We start from the raw sequence: 18,041 nt of genomic DNA, 5'->3' as shown, positions 1-18,041 counted from the left end.
GTCGATTAACCGTCTGATTTATTTGCTTGTCATCGTTGCTTGATCGGTTTGCTCATACACGAGTTTACCGGCAACAAACGTTTTCACGGGCCAACCTTTGCATATCCAGCCGGCAAACGGCGTATTTTTTCCTTTGCTGGCGAAAGTAAGCGGATCGATCGCTTGCTCTTTTTCCAGATCGATCACGGTAATGTCGGCGATGGCTCCTTCTTGCAACCGTCCGTATGGCAGGTTGAAGATTTCTGCAGGCTTCTCGGTCATTTTGCTAAGCAGCTCCTGCAGCGTCAGCTCACCGGTCAGCACCAGATGGGTGTACAGCAGTGGGAAAGCCGTCTCCAACCCGACGATGCCGAAGGGAGCCCGCTCCAATCCTTTTGCTTTTTCCTCCGCTGTATGCGGGGCATGATCGGTCGCAATAATATCAATCGTGCCATCTTTCAGACCGGCCAACAGCGCCTCGCGATCCTCTTTGGAACGAAGCGGCGGATTCATTTTCCAGTTGGCGTCAAGAGTTTCGGGTATGTCTTCGTCACAGAGCAGCAAGTGATGCGGCATAACCTCTGTCGTTACGTTGATTCCGGCCCGCTTGCCGTCGCGAACCAGTCTGACCGATTCTTTGGCGCTGATATGGCAAACGTGATAGTGAACCCCTGTTTGTTCCGCGAGCAAAATATCGCGGCCGACATGGATCGATTCCGACTCCGACGGGATGCCCGCAAGACCGTGCCGTTTGGCTACTACGCCATCATGCAAGGCCGCACCGGGCACAAGCAAATCATCGTCCTCGCAATGCGCGACGACAGACAGCCCCAATTCGGCGGCGGCTTGCATCGCTTTTTTCATCATGGCGCTCGACTGGACGCCGACCCCGTCATCGGTTACGGCAAAGACCCCGGCTTCTTTGAGCGCCGCAAAGTCGGTCAATTCTTTGCCCAACTGGCGAACGGTAATCGTGCCGTACGGATACACTCTTGCCAATCCGGCCTCTTCCGCCTTTTGCTTGACAAAACGTACCGCTTCGGCCGTATCGATCGGCGGACGGGTATTGGGCATGCAAGCGACTGTCGTGAATCCGCCGCGCACCGCTGCCGCCGCGCCCGTGGCGATCGTCTCTTTCGCTTCAAATCCCGGTTCGCGGAAATGGACATGCACATCAAAAAATCCGGCGGAAACCAGCTTTCCTTGCAAATCGAATCGGGTGTGTCCCGCGTCCGGGATGACATCAGCGATTTTGGCGATCCGCTCCCCTTCGATTAACATATCTTTCTGAACCAATTGTCCGTTTTGGTCTACAAATTTACCGTTTGCAAGGATGATTCCCATTGTGCTTTTCCTCCTGTCAATAAGCTTTCCAGTACAGCCATTCGGGCGGCAACCCCGTTTTCCACTTGTTTAAAGATCAGTGAGTTGTCTGCTTCCACCAGTTCGGAGGCGATCTCTACGCCGCGGTTGAACGGACCGGGGTGCATGATGACCGCGCCCGGTTTCATACTTTTCGCTCTCTCCAGCGTCAGACCGAATTGCTCATGGTACTCCTCCTTGGTGACCAGCAGCGTTTCGCTGTGACGTTCCAGCTGGACACGCAGCATCATCACCACATCGGAAGTTTGGACCGCTTCGGCCATGTCCACAATTTTGACACCGCTCGGCAACTCTGCTGCATCGCGCATCATGCTTTGCGGTCCAGCCAGAAGCAGTTCGACACCGAGCCGCGGCAATGCTTGCAGATGGGAACCCAGAACGCGGCTGTGGCGCAAATCGCCAATGATCGCAACCCGCAGTCCGGCGAATCGTCCAAAGTGCTGCCAGATCGTCAGCAAGTCAAGCAGGCACTGCGTAGGATGCTCATTGGTGCCGTCGCCGGCGTTGATCAATTGCAACTGCAAGCTGTCGCGAAGCTGTTGCAGCAGATGGTTTTGTTTGGTGCGAATCACCGCTGCCTGCACACCCATTGCCTGCAAGGTCCGCAATGTATCGTAAATCGATTCCCCTTTGCTGGTGGATGAGCTTTCCGCCGCGAAATTCAGCACTTGGGCGCCGAGACGTTTTTCGGCCATTTCAAAGGAAAAGCGGGTCCGCGTGCTCGGTTCCAAAAACAAGTTGGCCACAAAGGAACCGGCTAACGGTTGGCGAATGGTTGCCGGTTGTGTCGCCCAATCGTCAGCGCGTTTGATCAGTTGCTTGATTTGTTCCGTACTCAGATCGTTCATGCTAATCAAATGATTCAGGCAGTTCATCCTAATCCTCCTCTATTTGGCAGAAAAAAAGCTTCTTCCCGTTGTTTGGTGCCCGGCTGGGGCTGGAACGGGTAAGAAGCTGATGCTCCTGCTGCGGTCAACCAGCGGAGTCTCTGCCTGACGGAAATTCAGTCCGTCGTCTTCTCTGCCCCCTTGCCAGCCTCACGGGACCGTATTTAAAGGAAAGCGATGCAGAACGATTATGCAGTTTTCCGTTGAATCTGCGGCTCTTCTTCTCGCGCCGCTTCTTTCCCCGGCAATAACAGATGCAGCAAGATGCCGAGGAAAGTGGAGAAGGCGATGTTATCGATCGTCAAGTTGGTCAGGAACGATTGCCAGAAAGTCACTCCGGTGAAGCTGATTTTATATCCGCCGATACCCGTGACCAAGATCGCCGCAGCAATGATCATGTTGCGCTTGTTGGCAAAGTCCACCTTATTTTCGACGAACATCCGCAGCCCTTGGGCGGCAATAATCCCGAACAGGATGATGGACACGCCGCCGAGCACAGGAGTAGGGATTGTCATCAGCAAGGCATTGATTTTTCCAATGAAGGCAAACAGGATGGCAAAGACTGCCGCCAGGCCAATCACCGCTCTGCTAAATACGCGAGTGATTGCCAACACACCGATGTTTTCTCCGTAGGTCGTTGCAGGCGGTCCGCCCAGCAAAGCGGCCAGTGAAGTCGCAATCCCGTCCCCCAGCAAGCTGCGGTGCAGGCCGGGATCTTTCATCAAATCTCGCTCCATGACTTTGCCGGTAACGAGCAGATGACCCAAATGTTCAGCAAGGGTGACGAAAGCGATCGGGGCGATGACCAGAGCCGGAATCCAGGCAGACGGTGTGCTCATCGCTTCAAACACGGCTCCCGACTTAAAATGCTGTGTAAACATTTCGCCAAACCCAACCAGCCAAGGCGCATCGGAAACGGTTTGCCAGTTGATCAAGTCCGGGTGACGCAGCAAAGTATACAAGTATCCGACGACGATGCCGATCAGGATGGGAATCAAGGCGAAAAATCCGCGCAAAACAACCGCTGCGATAATGGTGACAATAATGGTCACCAGCGAGATTTCAATCGATGTTAAAGAAATGGTCGGCACGTTGTTGACTGTCACCTTGGTCGCCATATCGACAGCCGTCCCGGCAAGGCTCAAGCCAATCACGGCAATCACCGAGGCGATTACCACCGGCGGCAGTACCTTGTCGATCCATTTCACTCCGCTTCTGGCGACAATTGTTGCGACAATGATGTAGACAATCCCGGACAGCAAGCACCCGAGCAGCGCCGTCCCTGGACCATGGGCAGCCGAGACTGTGATGATCGGTCCGATAAAGGCGAAGGAGGAACCCAAGTAGTTCGGGATTTTCCCTTTGGTGATGGCGAGAAAAATCAACGTTCCCAGTCCGCTGGAGAACAGCGCCGTTGCCGGATCAAGACCAGTCAGAATCGGCACAAGCACAGTTGAGCCAAACATCGCGAACAGATGCTGAATCCCCAAGGGGATCAATTTTCCCAACGCTGGCGTCTCATTTACATCGATAAAATTTTTATGATTCATGATTTCCCCTACTTTCTTTTCAATAAAAAACCTCTTTGCAGGCGCAAAGAGGCACACTTCTTCCCTCTGAAGAAGTCGCTCCCCTTGCTAACCTCACAGGACCAGCATTAAAGAGGATTATTTATAATTTGTCATCGTTTGTTTAATCCTATGCTCTTGCCAAGTACTCGCTTTCGTTCTTTTGCTGAATCGTCACCTGGTCGGCTCCGTCCACTTCTGCCAAATGAACCGCGACGATTTCCCCGCGGGAAGTGGGTACGTTTTTTCCAACATAATCAGGGCGGATCGGCAGCTCGCGGTGACCGCGGTCAACGAGCACGGCCAGTTGAATCATCGTCGGTCGCCCATGGTCAATCAGCGCATCGAGGGCGGCGCGGACGGTTCGTCCGGTATACAAGACGTCATCGACCAGGATGACCGTTTTTCCGGTTATGTTCGCGGGCAGCTTGGCGCCTTGCAAAACGGCATCTTCTGATTTGTGCTGCAAATCATCGCGATAAAAGGTAATATCCAGCTCGCCGGCCGGCACTTTCACATTTTCAATCTGTTCGATACGCTGAACAAGCCGTTGCGCCAAATAAATTCCTCTTGTTTTGATTCCCACCACAATGCAATCTTCGATTCCTTTGTTTCGTTCGATAATCTCATGGGCGATCCGCGTCAATGCCCGGCGAATCGCGGCCTCGTCCATAATGACGCTTTTTTCAATCACAGCGGTCTCCTCCCTGCTTCTTGCTTGACGGAACTGGAGCAAAACGTAAAAAAGCTTCTTGCCCAAGGGACAAGAAGCTTTTGTCGGCACAGTCAAAATGGAGCGCGCCACTTTGACCGTCAGCCTAACCGTTGCCCTTGCCAGCCTCTCGGGACTGGATTTAAAGGTTCCTTTGTTCTCTTAGGATTATGACACGAATGACGGAAATGGTCAATCCTTTTTTCAAATGGTATTGATTAGTAATCTTTCAACCGTTTGATCACAGTTTGCAGTTCCTGCGGCAGTTCCGCTTCAAACTCCAGCCGCTCGCCCGTCCGCGGATGGGTAAACCCGAGCGTTTTGGCGTGCAATGCCTGTCCATCAAGCTCCAGCGTATTTTTCGGTCCGTACTTCGGATCGCCCGCGAGCGGGTACCCGATATATTTCATATGTACGCGGATTTGATGGGTTCGTCCCGTTTCCAGTTTCAATTCAACCAGTGTAAACTCTTTGAAGCGATCCAGCACAACAAAGTGCGTGACCGCCGGTTTGCTATTTTCAAATACGACGGCCATTTGCTGGCGGTTTTTCGGATCGCGGCCAATCGGCGCGTCAATCGTTCCCATCTCGTGTGGAATGACTCCATGGACAAGCGCAATGTATTTGCGTGTGACCGAATGTTCTTTGAGCTGTTCAGCCAGACTTACATGTGCTTTGTCGTTTTTGGCGATCATCAGCAAGCCCGACGTGTCCTTGTCAATGCGGTGAACAATCCCCGGGCGAAGCACCCCGTTGATCCCCGAGAGATCTTTGCAGTGGGCCAGCAAGCCGTTCACCAGCGTGCCGCTGTAATGTCCCGGCGCCGGATGCACGACAAGCCCGCGCGGTTTATTGACGACGACGACATCGCTGTCTTCAAAGACAATGTCCAGTTCCATCGGCTCCGGCCGGATGTTCATTTCCTTCGGCGGCGGGATGCGCAAACTGATTTCATCGTCAACCGACAGTTTGTAATTGCTTTTGACCGGCTGGCCATTCACCGTAATACGCTCTTCCTTGATCCAGCCCTGAACCTGGGAACGCGACCAGTCTTCATTTTGCAAGGTGATGAATTTGTCGATCCGCTCTCCGGCGTCTTCCTCTTCCACTGTCCAATCATAACGTTCAAATAAAACCGTATCGTTCATCGAGAAACTCCTGTCTTCATAAATTCACTTTGTTACTTAGTATGAACCGCTTCCTTGCTCTTCATTAAGCTCCTTTGCGGCGGGATTCAAGCAGAATATCCAGCAACAGCAGCACCACTCCAAACGTGATCGCCATGTCAGCGACGTTGAAGATCGGAAAATTGATCAGCTTGATATAGAGGAAGTCAACAACTTGTCCGGTTGCAGCCCGATCGATAAAATTGCCGATCGCTCCGCCCAAAACGAGCGCAAGAGCAAGCGATGTCCTCGGTTGCTTTTTGCCGATTCTTACCAAAGAAACAATAATCCCGATGACCACCACGAGCGTGATGGCGATAAACAGCCAGCGCTGGTTTTGCAAAATTCCAAAAGCAGCCCCCATGTTGCGGTGGGAGGTCAAATGAAAAACTTCCGGGATAAGCGGAATGGATTCGCCGATTTGCATATGCGTCGCTACCAGATACTTCGTCCATTGATCCAGCAAAATAATTACGATGGCGATAATGAAATAAATCAAGATAAAAGCCTCCTATCTCTCGCTTGCATAAACCGTAAACAGCATACCATAGTCTCTACTATGCAACAAGCATTCAACCGAGCCATCGCTTCAGCTTTTTGTAGTAGCGGTACCCTTTGCGAATCCCGTCGAGAACCCACAGCGGAATTTTCCAGCCGCGGTCTTTGAGAAACGGCAAATAAAGCTTGTAGTACGCCTTGCGCAGATCCCGCCATTTGGTGTCAAGCGACTGTTTGTAATAATCAGAGACGTCAATCAAGTACCCCCTGCCCAAATGCATCAATACGTTTTTGGCATGAACGTCATGGGGGTGCAGTCCTTTTGCTCTCGCTTCCGCCAGCGCTTGCTCCACATCTTCCATCACAGCCGGCTGGATCGGTATCCCGTATCGCAGGCAGTCAAACAGCGAAATGCCGCGAATCCGTTTAAGCACAAGATAATTTTCTCCGGTTTGGTAACAGACCGGAAAAGACTGGGTCTCCCCCAGTTTTCGGTATACGTCAATCTCCTGTTCGATACCCGGCCGGCCGGGAGCGTATAGTTTGACCACCAGATCGGGGTAATCGGGATGGCCGAATACCGCTGCATAATTGCCTGTTCCGACCAATTCCCACGGTTCAGGGGTATAGCTCACGACTACCGGATCATCGGGCGAATGGCTCGCCAGCTTCACTTCCCGCAGCAATTGTCTCAGGACCATTTGATCCATTTTCATGTTATCTACTCTCATTTCTCTGAGACGTTTTTCCCTAAAGATCCATCATGCAAAAATTTTCGCGCTTGCCAGGCTCTCTCATTTATATGAAATGAATTATAGCTTATCCTTGCTGCTGGATGCCACTTGCATTTCCGCACTTGGCAACGAAACAAAAACAGAGAAGAGCCGCCTCCCGCTGCAGACGGCCCCTCTATGTTTGAACCATGAATCCTAAATCGCCGCTTCCGCAAACCACTCCTGGATGCCCTCCCTGATTTGTTCCAACGCTTGCTGATCAGCAGCTTCACAATAAACCTGCAGTTTCGCTTCCGTTTCCAGCGGCTGAATACAGATCCAATGCCCTCCGGCAAGCAACAGCTGCAAATCGGCCGATTCGCGCACATCCGCCACCCAATACGGCCCCACCTGTGCCGGAACAGAGAGCGGCAATGGTTTCTGCCGCTGCCCAGCTTTCCGCTTTAATGGAACCGTAAAACGGCAGTCGGATACATCGCCGAATTGTTCGTGCAGCTCCTCGACCAGTTGATCGAGACCTTTCTCTTCCCAAGCGCACATTTCCCATAACAATAAATTGGCCAGCAGGCCATCCCGCTCCGCGATGTGTCCGCCAAAACAGCACGCTCCGTCCTCCGCGCATCCCAGCAGCAGGTCGCCTTGCAGCGACTGCGCGCTGACATGTTCGAATCCGGCGGGCGTTTCAACGAATGGCAGCCGGTAGTGCTCGGCAATTCGATCGAGCATGTGGGAGGCCGCCAGCGATCGAACGATCCTGCCGTTGCTTTTGCGATTTTTCAGCAAGTGCCAAGCCAGCAGACAAGCGACTTTGTTCGGGGAAAGCCAACGCCCCTGGCGATCGACCGCGCCAAAGTGCGAAGCATCTCCGTCGTTGGCCAGGCCAATCGCGGCTTTTCGCCGAGACACCTCAGCCCCCAATTGCTGCAGATTGCGTTCGTTGATCTCCGGCGACAATCCGCCGAACAGCGGATCGGGCAGATCGTGTATGGAGTGAAACGGCACGCCGGCTTCTGCCAGCAAGTTGCTCAAATATCCGCCGCTCGCGCCAAACAAAGGATCGATGACGACAGGCAAGCCGGCTTCTTTCAACAAAGGAAAATGGATTATTTGACGCAACCGGGCTTCATAGTGCGGCCGCAAGAAAAGGTAGCTCATCCGTCTCAGGGAAAGGGCTTCCTCCAGCGTCAAGATTGGCACTTCGCCGCTGCGCTGCACTTCCGCTAGCAACTGTTGCAGCCGGCTGTTCACCGCGCCCGAAGCCATCCCGCCATGCTCGGGAATATAGCGGAGACCGTTGTATTCCGCTCCTAGCCCGCCTGCTGACACCATGATCGCCCCGCTTGCCGCAAAGTGTTTGACGGCAAAAGCAACCACCGGGGTTGGGGTCGGCTCGTTGGAAAGATAAACCGCGATTTCGTTGGCAGCCAAAACTTTAACCACTTCTTCCGCAAAATAGCGACCCATAAACCGATTGTCATAACCAACAATCAAACGATTATGCTGCAACTGGTTTTCTTTCAAATACAGTGCGATCGCCTGGGCAACCAGGCGGACATGTTCCACCGTAAAACCGTTGGCGATCACATCTCGCCACCCTTCACGACGATAGACAATACGATTCGGCAATGATGTCCCTCCTTTCGGCTTGCACCTTATGGAAAACAGAAGAAACCCACTCGGTACAAACCATGCTTAACCGAGCGGGAATTCGCTGTTGCAGTTTGGCTGTCGCCGCCGCTTCACGATGGCTGTTGGACAAACCCGGGCGGTTGCCTTCTTTCCATCTCGCGGCTGAGCAATTGCTCCATTGTCAGTTGGTGTATCTCCAAATAATCGAGAATGGTCAGCAAGTTGCAGATCGGATCGGCAGTCTTTTGCCGTACTCCCGCGGTCGGCTCGAACACAGACCGCAGCAAATCCGGCCATTGCGCAGAGCCGATCACTTCACCGTCAGCAGTCACGATAGCAAAATCAGCGCCGTGTTCCAACAAAAGAATCGTGAGTGCCACCTTCGTTCCCTCGGCCAGCGGATCTGCGGCAAAACAGACGGAAACGCCGACAGCCTGCAAAATGGCGGCAAGACGAAACGAAAGCTCAGTTGGCGCCGAATCGATCCGTACGGTGCAAGACCGCTGCCGGGGCCTGATTTGCGAATGAAGCTTTTGACAGTACAGCGACAAACTGTTGTGTTCCACTTGCAGTTGTCCCAACGAGCTGCCGAACTGTTGGCGCGCGTGTCTCCTGAACAATTGCATCATTTTCCGTTCATCCTCACCGCTGAAGGGCCGCCCGTGGCGATCAAAAAAATGCAGACGGATGCTTCGCGGATCGGCTGGATCAGCAACAGAAAAATGGACGCCGCCATCGCAGGCAAAATGTTCCACCGAAAATTGGGTGACAACAGGCAAGGAGATGCCCAGGTCGAGGCAATGAATCCCCTGGCAGCACAGACTGGTGAGCAGCCCGTGTTTCAACAATTGGGCCAATGGTGAATCACATGCCGACAAAGCCACCTTGCCATTCGATTGCAGCAGAGCACCATAGACGGCTCCAAGCCGGGCGATCAATTCCGGGGTTATCCGGTTACCTTCAAGCCCAAACAGTCGGTCTGTTGCGCTTTCCAGCTCGACGCAGGAGACGTTATTCGCACAGACTGCTTCTGTTCGAAGCCCCGGGTCTACGAAACGGAAAACCCGCTTTCCCTGATTCAATAGATGCCTTAACAGAAAGCGGTGAAGGTCAGATGGCGCGACGTGATGTTCCCAATTGATCGCGCAAGGTTCAAGCAGATAAATGCCGGGATCAATCGTTGCCTGAAACAACTCCTGGCTGTCGGTTTGTTCGGACATTTGCGTGAGGCGTCCGCTGGCATCGGTCACCATCGTTTCAACTGCCGATTGCCAGGAACAGGATTTGAGAACAACTGTCAGTTGCGACTGGTTGCGTTCATGGAAGGCAAGGGCGCCATTCAGATCAATCTCGGTAAACGTCTCGCTGCGAATTACGAGCAGACGCTGCTCAAACAGACCATCCAGTATGCGTCGTTCAACCTGTTTGCGCTCAACCACAACGATCTCTTTCACTGCAAATCTGCCCAGAAAACGCAAGATCGCAGCCATATCAACATGCGATGGCGGCTGATCGCTTAACCCGGTTGATCTTTCCAGACGGGAATGGGCTGTATGTTCGTCCGTCAGGATCAGTGCTCTCACAGTTGTTCACTCCTTTTCAGATGTGCCTCCGATTCTGTTCCGCACTTTCACAATACAGTCCTATCCTTTTCCACATGCTGCATCAAGCCCACTTTATGCCGATGTTTGTGTAAATAGCACTGTGAGATCATTGGTCTTGACTCAATTTTGAAATGTAGCGAAGAAACAAAAACAAAAAGAACGTTAAGACGGAAATGGAAGCAAAAATAACCGTTATGCCGATAATTGACGGGATCATTGGGGAACCTCTCTTCCTACACTGAATACGGGAAAATATATGCGCTGAACAGCCGATGTTGACCTGCGTTTTTGACGTAGCTTGACCTCAGCATGCCGACGCCACATCATCGGGGATGGCGAGCGGTTCTGACCGCAATATCGGACAAAAGCGGTTCTTTTGATTGGTCTTATCCGTAAAAAACAGTCCGAAATCAGCCTGGTAGATCAATCCTGGCCGCAGTCCGAGAAAAAACAAATGGTCGGACTCCCGATCATCCAGGATCACGTCATGGCAAGCTTGTCCATCGCTGTTTGACGAATTCCAGTTTGCACTGCCTCTTTCATAAATCCGGACTCCGGTATAAATCTCCTGATGTGCCGGAAGATAAGAGGCAACCATTCCAATGCGTGGTTGACTAATATTCCACTTGATCAACAAGATTTCCGGGGAAACCATGGTTACATGCATCTGCTGCCCTGAAATCTCGGACAAAGAATCTTCAACGGACGGAGGAACGCTTCTCTGTTCCTGGACCAGCTCTGAATATGGTAAAGCGAGAGAACTATGTTGGCTCATTCCTTTTTTCATCTCGTTGCGCTCCCTTCCTTCGTCATTTCGTACATCCAAGCACAGTATAACGGAATGGGAAAACGAAGACTGTCGAACGTTAGGCGCATATCTCTTCTTCTTTTGTCGAGCGGAAATAAATTCCAAGTGCGTTTGTCGAAATTGTCAAAGGAAATTGGAGAAATGCTGTTTTCTAATCAGCCGAGATAAGGTATCTTTATGGAGTACGAGGTAAAATTCGTTCAATCCGCAGCAGAAAAATCGGAATAGGTGTGTTGAAGATGTATGATTATTGGATAGCGGTCGTTCAAGGGATCATTGAAGGGCTGACTGAATTTTTGCCTGTTTCCTCGACAGGCCACTTGATTCTCGCCGGCGAATTGATGCAATTTACAGGCGATAAGGCAGAAACATTTGAAGTTATTATCCAGCTTGGAGCGATACTCGCGGTGGTCATTTTGTACTGGGGACGATTTATGCAACTGCTCGGTTGGTCGAAAGCCGGGCGAAAAGCTGGCCGTTCCCTCAATTTGCTGCATATCATCGCAGCGATTGTGCCGGCCCTGATTCTCGGATTGCTGCTTCATTCCGTGATCAAAGATTACCTGTTTTCTCCCTATACCGTTTTGATCGGTTTGGTGATCGGGGGACTGTTCATGATTTTTGCGGAAAAACGGCGGATGCCGGTACGGACAAGCAATTTGGACCAGCTGACCTACCGTCAGGCTTTCTCGATCGGCTTGTTTCAATGTCTGGCCCTTTGGCCTGGGTTCTCGCGGTCCGGGGCAACGATCGCCGGCGGACTGCTGGTTGGCGCCAACCACAAAACGGCAGCGGACTTTTCCTTTTTGATCGCTGTTCCCATGATGGTAGCTGCCAGCGGTTACGATATGCTCAAATCGTACCAAAACTTGAGCAGCGACGATTTGCTGTTTTTTGCCACCGGCTTTGTCGTCTCGTTCATTGTCGCTTTGCTGGCAATTGTCTCCTTTCTGAAGCTGCTGGAAAAATGGAAGCTGACGGCATTTGCCTATTACCGCTTTGTCGTCGCCGCGCTGTTTTGGTTGTTTTTGTTGCACTAAAGCCATACCTCATTTAACCAGTCGAACGGCAAACAACCCCCGCGCATCCAAGAGCAAAAGCTCTCTTGTTTGCCGGGGGTTGTTCTATTTATTCAAAGGCAAAGGACACGTTCTGCCCATCCCAGCGCAGGTAGGCGTCAAACGTTTTGTCTCCTTTTTTGAAACCTTTCAATTTGCCGGATTTGCCGCTCTCCAACATTTTTTTCACCTGAACAGCCGAAATTGTCTTGTTCAGGATTTTTTTCGGAATGGTTACTTTACATTGTTTTTGCTGGTAGTTCGCACAGCCGTATAATTTTCCTTTGTCGACAATCTCTCCGCCGCATAGCTGGCATTTGCCGACCGCGGTTCCCCGCGTCGACTGGCGGGAAGCTGATTTGGCCACAGGAGTAAACTGATAGTCGGCAAGATTCCATTGCGCCGATTGTTCCAGCGCATCCTGCACAATTTTTTGCGTCAATTTCCTGGCCTGCTCCATGAATGACTCTGCTGGCGCTTCGCCTTGGCCGATTTCCGCCAATCGCTGTTCCCAGCGTGCCGTCATCTCCGGTGACGCGAGGATTTTGTCCCCGATCAGATCGATCAACAGCATCCCTTTTTCCGTGGCAAACACCTGATTTTTTTTCACTTCAATATATTTCCGCTCTTTCAGCATCGTAATGATTCCCGCTCGCGTCGCTTCCGTGCCCAATCCCTCGGTTTTCATCAGCACCTTTTCCAGTTCCTCGTTGTCCAAGTGCTTGCCGGCGGTTTTCATTAAGGTGATCAATTGCCCTTCTGTATAGCGTTTGGGCGGCTGTGTTTTTCCGGCTTTCACCTTGACGGTCTTCACTTTCCCGCTTTCCCCTTCAGCCACGGCGGGCAATGCCTTTTCCTCATCGCGCTCGTCCGTCTCATGCGGCATGATCACTTTGCGCCAGCCTTCATTGATTTGCACTTTTCCCTTGCTGATGAATTCCGCCCGGCCATCCACGAGCGTCGTGATTGTCGTGTAATCGAACACGGCGGCATCGTAATGCGCGGCGATCAGTCGGCGGGCGACAAGATCATAAAGCTTGGATTCCTCACTGGAAAGTTTGGCCAAGTCCGGAACTTGTTCTGTCGGAATGATCGCATAGTGATCGGTTACCTTTTTTTCGTTGACATAGCGTCTGTTGTTGCGAAGCGAATGCACCGGCGTTGGGAAAAGCGAGGCGTATTCCTGTTTCCGCTTGAGCTTGGCCAGGATGTCCGGAAATGTTTGCGCCTCTCCGGCAGTCACAAAGCTGGAATCGGAGCGGGGATACGATAAATATCCCTTGAGATAAAGCTGTTGCGCGATATCCAGCGTTTTTTTCGGTGAAAATTTGTAGAGACGGTTGGCCGTCGCCTGCAAGGAAGAGAGATTGAACAAAAACGGCGGCTGAAACTCCTTGCGCTCCGTGTTTACCTTTGCAACCTCCGCTGGCTTCCGCTCGCAGAAAGCGGCGATTTTTTGCGCCATTTCCTCATCATCGAGCCGGGATTCTCCCCGATTATGCCATGTTCCTTCATAACGCTTGTCGTCAATCTGAAACGTGGCGACTACCTCCCAAAAATCTTTCGGTTGAAATGCGGCGATTTCTTTCTCCCGTTTGACGACCAGCGCCAAGGTCGGCGTCTGCACACGTCCGGCGGAGAAAACATCCTTGATTCCTTTTTCCTTCAGCAAAATGGTATAAATCCGGGAAGCATTCATCCCTACCAACCAGTCGGCGCACGCCCGGCTAAATGCTTCATGGTACAAGTTCCGTGTCTCCTGCTCGTCCAACAAATGAGCGAAACCATCGCGAACCGCTTTATCGGTCAGAGACGAAATCCACAGCCGCTTCATCGGTTTGCGGGTACCGGCCACAGAAAGGATCGTTCTGACAATCAGCTCTCCTTCCCGCCCGGCATCGCCGGCATGAATAATCTCGGTCACATCTGCTCTTTTCAGCAACTGCTTGATCACGCCGAATTGCTTCGCTTTCCCTCTGATCACCCGATGCTGAAACCGCGGCGGGATCATCGGCAATGTCTGTTTGGACCATTTTTTCCAGGCTGGATTGTATTCTTCCGGCGGCAGCAGCTCACAGATGTGCCCGATCGCCCAGGTAATCAACGCTCCCTGCGGCAAAAGCGGATCGGGAGCAACCTCGATATATCCTTGCTGCTTTTTATGTCGAAACGGCTGAGCCAGTTTGGCCGCTTGATCCGGTTTCTCGGCAATAATCAGCTTCATGTGGTTTGACTACTCCTTACTGTATGACGATGTTCTTCCATTATAAACGAAACCCGAGCAGGAGCGGCAGTTTTTCCGCCGCTGCAGTTAGTCTTTTCCTTTGTGGATGAAAGCCGCAAGTCGGGGACACTAACAGCGAGGTGAACAAACCGCATGGATGTCTCAAGCTTTCTTACAGCGTTACTGGGCATTGTGATGATTGATCTGTTTTTGGGCGGAGACAACGCGATCGTCATCGGCCTGACCGCCCGCAATTTTCCCGAGAAGCGGAAGAAACAGGTGATTTTATGGGGAACACTTGCCTCGATTCTCGTGCGCTCGCTGGCTACCCTGCTCGTCGTCTGGTTATTAAACATTCCTTATTTGCTGGCGGCAGGCGGTGTTGTTTTGCTATGGATAGCCTATCAGTTGCTGACAGAAGAACATCAGGCGGAGGAAAGCGCATCCGCCAATAGTCTGCTGGGAGCAATCCGCACGATTGTCTTTGCCGATCTGGTCATGGGCCTGGATAATGTGCTGGCCGTAGCCGGGGCCGCGCAAGGCTCGTTTCTGCTTGTGATTCTTGGGCTTTTTATCAGCATCCCGATCATGATCTTCGGCAGTACCGTGATTATGCGATTTATGGAACGTTTCCCCTTTTTAATTTATGTGGGAGCGGGGATTATCGCCTGGACGGCCGGACGAATGATTGCCGACGAACCGAGATTTGCTCCATTGTTCGACCCTGCCTGGATTCATTGGGGGTTCACGCTTTTCGTGACAGCCGCCGTGCTTCTTGTCGGCAGGTGGCAAAATGTTCGTCGTGCTGCGAGGCGCTCCTCTCCTTCGTGAATCGTTTCTGCTGCGCGCTTTCACTTGAACTTACGCGGTGAAAACGGTAGTCTTAAAGTATCAACCTTAGTTTTGGTGGAATCGGAAAAGGGGAAACCATTGTGGAAAACGTGCAAGTACTGATCGTTGGCGGTGGTCTGGCTGGCATTTCGGCAGCCCTCTGGTGTCAGCGTCTGGGACTCGCTTGTGTGTTGATTGAAGCGGAACCAACGTTGGGCGGACAATTGCAGCAAATTCATAATGAAATTTGGGATTTTCCGCCCCATATCTATAAAAACGGGCAAGCATTGCTCGCGGAGTTGCAGCAAAACCGAAAACTGGCGCAGCTTGATTGCCGTTTTTCTGAAGAGTTGAAGTCGATCGATTATAAGCACAAGGTGGTCACAACCAGCAAGCAGCATTATCATGCTGATTATGTGATAATCGCCACCGGCGTTCGCCCGAATACCGTTCCAGCTTTGGCCGGCAGCAAGCGGCTCTTGCCGCCGCGCTTCTCTACCAGCGCACAGGCGGAGTTGTTTCGCCAAAAAAAAGTGCTCGTGATCGGCGGTGGCGATCGGGCGCTGGAAAGCACCTGGAACTTGTCCGCCTTTGCCGACAAAATCTGGCTGATCGTCCGCAGCGATACGTTTCGCGCCCGCAACGAGTGGGTGGAACGTGTTGCCCAGCTCTCCAACGTGGAAGTATGGATGCAAAGCGAAGCGGTTGGCTATCGCGATGAGCCAGCGGAAACGGTGGTGGAGATCAGGCGGACTGTTGCGGCTGTACCCGCTTCGCTGACGTTGGCGGTTGACTGGATCTTGCCCCGCATCGGCGTCCGTCCGGTGACCGGGGCCCTTGCTTCCTTACATACCGATGAGCACGGCTATATCGTGGCAAATACGTTTCAACAAAGCAATTTGGACTGGATTTATGCGATTGGCGATGTAACCGCCGGTGCGGCGTACGCCAGTCTTTCGCTTGCTTTGGGCCAGGCGATGAAAGCTGCCAAACATATTTCCTTGCGGATAAAGGAGAATTAGCATGTACCGTTTTCAAGATGATTTTGGCCTACCCGTAGAACTTACCTTTGATCCTGCCGTTTACAGCAAACGAACAGCAAAGCATGTGTTAATTTTTCCTTTCCTCGAAGGAAACCTGATGTTTACCCGAAACACCCGACGAGGCATCGAACTGCCTGGGGGAAAAATTGAACCTGGCGAAACGAGCCTCGCTGCCGCCGTTCGCGAAATGTACGAAGAAACCGGTTACTCGCTGTCCGCGATAGAGAAAATCGGGCAGTACGTGGTCGACGAGTCTATGGTCAAAGATATTTATGCCGCTCGCGTAGACCGTTTCATTACTGAGATGATCGGCGGAACCGTCGGCGGCGTCGTCCTGTTTGAGCAAATCCCGGAGCAAATCAAAGGAAACGCGCAATTTAGCCGCATCCTTCATGATGACGTCTATCCGCTGACCTTAAAGTTTCTTCGTTCCGACACGGCGCTTTGGAATCGCCTGAATCAGAAAAACCCCGCTCGGTAGCGCACTACCAACGGGGTTTTTGCTATTTTCCTTTCTCCTTCTTTCCTCCGCGCAGCAAATGCTCAACCAGCCCGTCGGCATCAAAGCCGAGCTTTTCTTTCGCTTGACGCTGCTGCTTTTCTTCGGGGGACTCTGTTTTGATCTGCAAAATCTCGGCAACTTGCTTCAACCCCGCCGACTCGATTTCCGCCTCGTCTGCCTGTTCCCCCTGTTTGGCAGCGGCACCTTGTTTGGACTGGTGCGCTTGGGTTTGCTGCGGTTTCAGCCAGATAAAAGCGACGATCGCGAAGAGCAGGGAAAGGCCGGCGATCGAGTAGAACATCACGTTGCGAGAGATGCCTTCCAACCAGGTAAAGATCGGCGGTCCGATCGCCACCCCGACAAAACGAACCCCGCTGTATAAAGAAGTAATCATCCCGCGTTCGGTCTTTTTCACCGAACCGACGATCATACTGTTCAAGCAGGGCAAGATGATCCCGGTTCCCACGCTGCCGATCAATAATACGCCGATTAACAAATAGGCTCCTTGTACGAAGCTGGCAATGAAATAGGAGACGGCCAACATGATCATCCCGATAATGACAAATGCCCGCATTAAATTCAATTTTTTCTTGATGACAATACCGGTGATATAAGCGGTAATGCTCATGGTCAGCAAGGGAATGGCCAAAAACAGCCCTTTTTTCACACCATCAATCTTATATTTGTCCTCCAACAAATCGGAGAGGTAAACGAGCACGCCAAACAACGTGAACAGACAGATCGTACCAATAAAAAAGGCCGGGACCAACCATCTGCCGTGCTGATGGAATACCTGCTTGATCGAATGCAGGTATTGTTTTACTTCCATCGCTTTCTTCTGCTGCTTCTTTTCTTTCACCATGAAGAAAAACAACAGCAATACCGCGCCACAGATGATCGGGAAAGCGAGAAACACCATGTACCAGGCAATCAAAGCGAGCAGGGAACCGACGATCGGACTAAGCACCTTCCCCAAGCCGTTTGATGTTTCCATTAATCCCAAGGCTCTGCTTTCCGACGCGCCGTTGAACAAGTCGCCAACCAGCGCCAGTGCGATCGGAGCGGTACCAGCCGCACCGATCCCTTGCAAGACACGGCCTGCCATGATGACTCCGTACGGCTGATCCAGCCATAAGGAAGCCAGACCAGCGAGCAGTCCGCCAATTCCGTACAGCGCCAGAGCAATCGTGATTACGACTTTGCGATTAAAGCGGTCGGACAAATAGCCAGCAAACGGTATCACCAATCCGGCGGAAATGGAAAAGGCCGTAATCAGAAAGCTCGTTTGAAAGGAGGTGAGATCCAGCTCTCCTTTCATGGTCGGAAGGACAGGAATTAACATCGAGTTACCTAATACCATAACCAATGGTACACCTGTTAAGCCAACTAAGTTCTTCGTACTCTGCGCCATGTTC

Annotated in this window: 16 protein-coding genes; 4 read left to right on the top strand and 12 right to left on the bottom strand. The window is 52.0% G+C overall.

From position 1 onward, the window contains the following. Positions 1 to 18 precede the first annotated feature (18 nt). The 10 genes from JOD01_RS04680 to JOD01_RS04635 form a co-directional block, all read right to left on the bottom strand. Positions 19 to 1,323 carry a dihydroorotase gene (locus JOD01_RS04680; protein WP_204517083.1) on the bottom strand — a complete coding sequence of 435 codons (1,305 nt, stop codon included), beginning with the start codon at positions 1,321 to 1,323 and terminating at the stop codon, positions 19 to 21. After that, complete coding sequence (locus JOD01_RS04675; protein WP_275581920.1) at positions 1,290 to 2,237, bottom strand: aspartate carbamoyltransferase catalytic subunit; 948 nt, start codon at positions 2,235 to 2,237, stop codon at positions 1,290 to 1,292. The genes JOD01_RS04680 and JOD01_RS04675 overlap by 34 nt, the downstream gene beginning before the upstream one ends. A 200-nt stretch (positions 2,238 to 2,437) precedes the next feature. Further along, on the bottom strand, positions 2,438 to 3,799 hold the full coding sequence (locus JOD01_RS04670; RefSeq protein WP_204517082.1) for a solute carrier family 23 protein: 1,362 nt from the start codon (positions 3,797 to 3,799) through the stop codon (positions 2,438 to 2,440). Between the two features lie 148 nt (positions 3,800 to 3,947). Next, positions 3,948 to 4,511, bottom strand: coding sequence for a bifunctional pyr operon transcriptional regulator/uracil phosphoribosyltransferase PyrR (pyrR, locus tag JOD01_RS04665; RefSeq protein WP_204517081.1), 564 nt, complete (start codon positions 4,509 to 4,511; stop codon positions 3,948 to 3,950). Positions 4,512 to 4,747: 236 nt separating this feature from the next. Next, complete coding sequence (locus JOD01_RS04660) at positions 4,748 to 5,677, bottom strand: RluA family pseudouridine synthase (protein WP_204517080.1); 930 nt, start codon at positions 5,675 to 5,677, stop codon at positions 4,748 to 4,750. Between the two features lie 64 nt (positions 5,678 to 5,741). Beyond that, the gene (gene lspA / locus JOD01_RS04655; RefSeq protein ID WP_204517079.1) at positions 5,742 to 6,194 is read right to left on the bottom strand and encodes a signal peptidase II; all 453 of its coding nucleotides are present in this window, start codon (positions 6,192 to 6,194) and stop codon (positions 5,742 to 5,744) included. Positions 6,195 to 6,267: 73 nt separating this feature from the next. Continuing rightward, positions 6,268 to 6,909, bottom strand: coding sequence for a serine/threonine protein kinase (locus JOD01_RS04650; protein WP_204517078.1), 642 nt, complete (start codon positions 6,907 to 6,909; stop codon positions 6,268 to 6,270). Positions 6,910 to 7,122: 213 nt separating this feature from the next. Next, positions 7,123 to 8,553, bottom strand: coding sequence for a phosphohexomutase domain-containing protein (locus JOD01_RS04645; RefSeq protein ID WP_204517077.1), 1,431 nt, complete (start codon positions 8,551 to 8,553; stop codon positions 7,123 to 7,125). Positions 8,554 to 8,666: 113 nt separating this feature from the next. Further along, the gene (locus tag JOD01_RS04640) at positions 8,667 to 10,139 is read right to left on the bottom strand and encodes a phosphohexomutase domain-containing protein (RefSeq protein WP_204517076.1); all 1,473 of its coding nucleotides are present in this window, start codon (positions 10,137 to 10,139) and stop codon (positions 8,667 to 8,669) included. Positions 10,140 to 10,464: 325 nt separating this feature from the next. After that, on the bottom strand, positions 10,465 to 10,947 hold the full coding sequence (locus tag JOD01_RS04635; RefSeq protein ID WP_204517075.1) for a hypothetical protein: 483 nt from the start codon (positions 10,945 to 10,947) through the stop codon (positions 10,465 to 10,467). Positions 10,948 to 11,207: 260 nt separating this feature from the next. Between JOD01_RS04635 and bacA the strand changes: the two genes are divergently transcribed. Further along, positions 11,208 to 12,008: an undecaprenyl-diphosphate phosphatase gene (bacA, locus tag JOD01_RS04630; RefSeq protein WP_204517074.1), complete on the top strand. Its 801-nt coding sequence runs from the start codon at positions 11,208 to 11,210 to the stop codon at positions 12,006 to 12,008. Between the two features lie 88 nt (positions 12,009 to 12,096). Here the strand turns inward: bacA and JOD01_RS04625 are convergent, their stop codons facing one another. Next, complete coding sequence (locus tag JOD01_RS04625; RefSeq protein WP_204517073.1) at positions 12,097 to 14,250, bottom strand: DNA topoisomerase III; 2,154 nt, start codon at positions 14,248 to 14,250, stop codon at positions 12,097 to 12,099. 153 nt (positions 14,251 to 14,403) lie between these two features. Here JOD01_RS04625 and JOD01_RS04620 point away from each other — a divergent pair, with 153 nt between their 5' ends. The 3 genes from JOD01_RS04620 (at position 14,404) to JOD01_RS04610 (ending at position 16,605) form a co-directional block, all read left to right on the top strand. After that, entirely contained in the window at positions 14,404 to 15,081 is a 678-nt protein-coding gene (locus JOD01_RS04620) for a TerC family protein (RefSeq protein WP_204517072.1), read from the top strand. 101 nt (positions 15,082 to 15,182) lie between these two features. Then, the gene (locus JOD01_RS04615; protein WP_204517071.1) at positions 15,183 to 16,103 is read left to right on the top strand and encodes an FAD-dependent oxidoreductase; all 921 of its coding nucleotides are present in this window, start codon (positions 15,183 to 15,185) and stop codon (positions 16,101 to 16,103) included. A gap of 1 nt (position 16,104) precedes the next feature. Then, complete coding sequence (locus JOD01_RS04610; protein ID WP_204517070.1) at positions 16,105 to 16,605, top strand: NUDIX domain-containing protein; 501 nt, start codon at positions 16,105 to 16,107, stop codon at positions 16,603 to 16,605. A 22-nt stretch (positions 16,606 to 16,627) separates the two neighbouring features. On the opposite strand, the gene JOD01_RS04605 is transcribed toward JOD01_RS04610, so the two are convergent. Next, a complete protein-coding gene (locus tag JOD01_RS04605; RefSeq protein WP_204517069.1) occupies positions 16,628 to 18,037 on the bottom strand; it encodes an MFS transporter in 1,410 nt (469 codons plus the stop codon). Between the last annotated feature and the right edge of the window lie 4 nt (positions 18,038 to 18,041).

This window comes from Brevibacillus fulvus (genome assembly GCF_016908525.1).
Classification (GTDB): domain Bacteria; phylum Bacillota; class Bacilli; order Brevibacillales; family Brevibacillaceae; genus Brevibacillus_G; species Brevibacillus_G fulvus.
The sequence above is the reverse complement of the archived record's forward strand: the minus strand, read 5'-3'. Positions and strand labels throughout refer to the sequence as shown.

Bases quoted from the DNA above. Each gene is read 5' to 3' on its own strand.
- JOD01_RS04680 (WP_204517083.1), bottom strand. From the start codon at position 1,323: ATGGGAATCATCCTTGCAAACGGTAAATTTGTAGACCAAAACGGACAA.
- JOD01_RS04675 (WP_275581920.1), bottom strand. From the start codon at position 2,237: ATGAACTGCCTGAATCATTTGATTAGCATGAACGATCTGAGTACGGAA.
- JOD01_RS04670 (WP_204517082.1), bottom strand. From the start codon at position 3,799: ATGAATCATAAAAATTTTATCGATGTAAATGAGACGCCAGCGTTGGGA.
- JOD01_RS04660 (WP_204517080.1), bottom strand. From the start codon at position 5,677: ATGAACGATACGGTTTTATTTGAACGTTATGATTGGACAGTGGAAGAG.
- JOD01_RS04650 (WP_204517078.1), bottom strand. From the start codon at position 6,909: ATGAAAATGGATCAAATGGTCCTGAGACAATTGCTGCGGGAAGTGAAG.
- JOD01_RS04635 (WP_204517075.1), bottom strand. From the start codon at position 10,947: ATGAAAAAAGGAATGAGCCAACATAGTTCTCTCGCTTTACCATATTCA.
- bacA (WP_204517074.1), top strand. From the start codon at position 11,208: ATGTATGATTATTGGATAGCGGTCGTTCAAGGGATCATTGAAGGGCTG.
- JOD01_RS04625 (WP_204517073.1), bottom strand. From the start codon at position 14,250: ATGAAGCTGATTATTGCCGAGAAACCGGATCAAGCGGCCAAACTGGCT.
- JOD01_RS04620 (WP_204517072.1), top strand. From the start codon at position 14,404: ATGGATGTCTCAAGCTTTCTTACAGCGTTACTGGGCATTGTGATGATT.
- JOD01_RS04610 (WP_204517070.1), top strand. From the start codon at position 16,105: ATGTACCGTTTTCAAGATGATTTTGGCCTACCCGTAGAACTTACCTTT.
- JOD01_RS04605 (WP_204517069.1), bottom strand. From the start codon at position 18,037: ATGGCGCAGAGTACGAAGAACTTAGTTGGCTTAACAGGTGTACCATTG.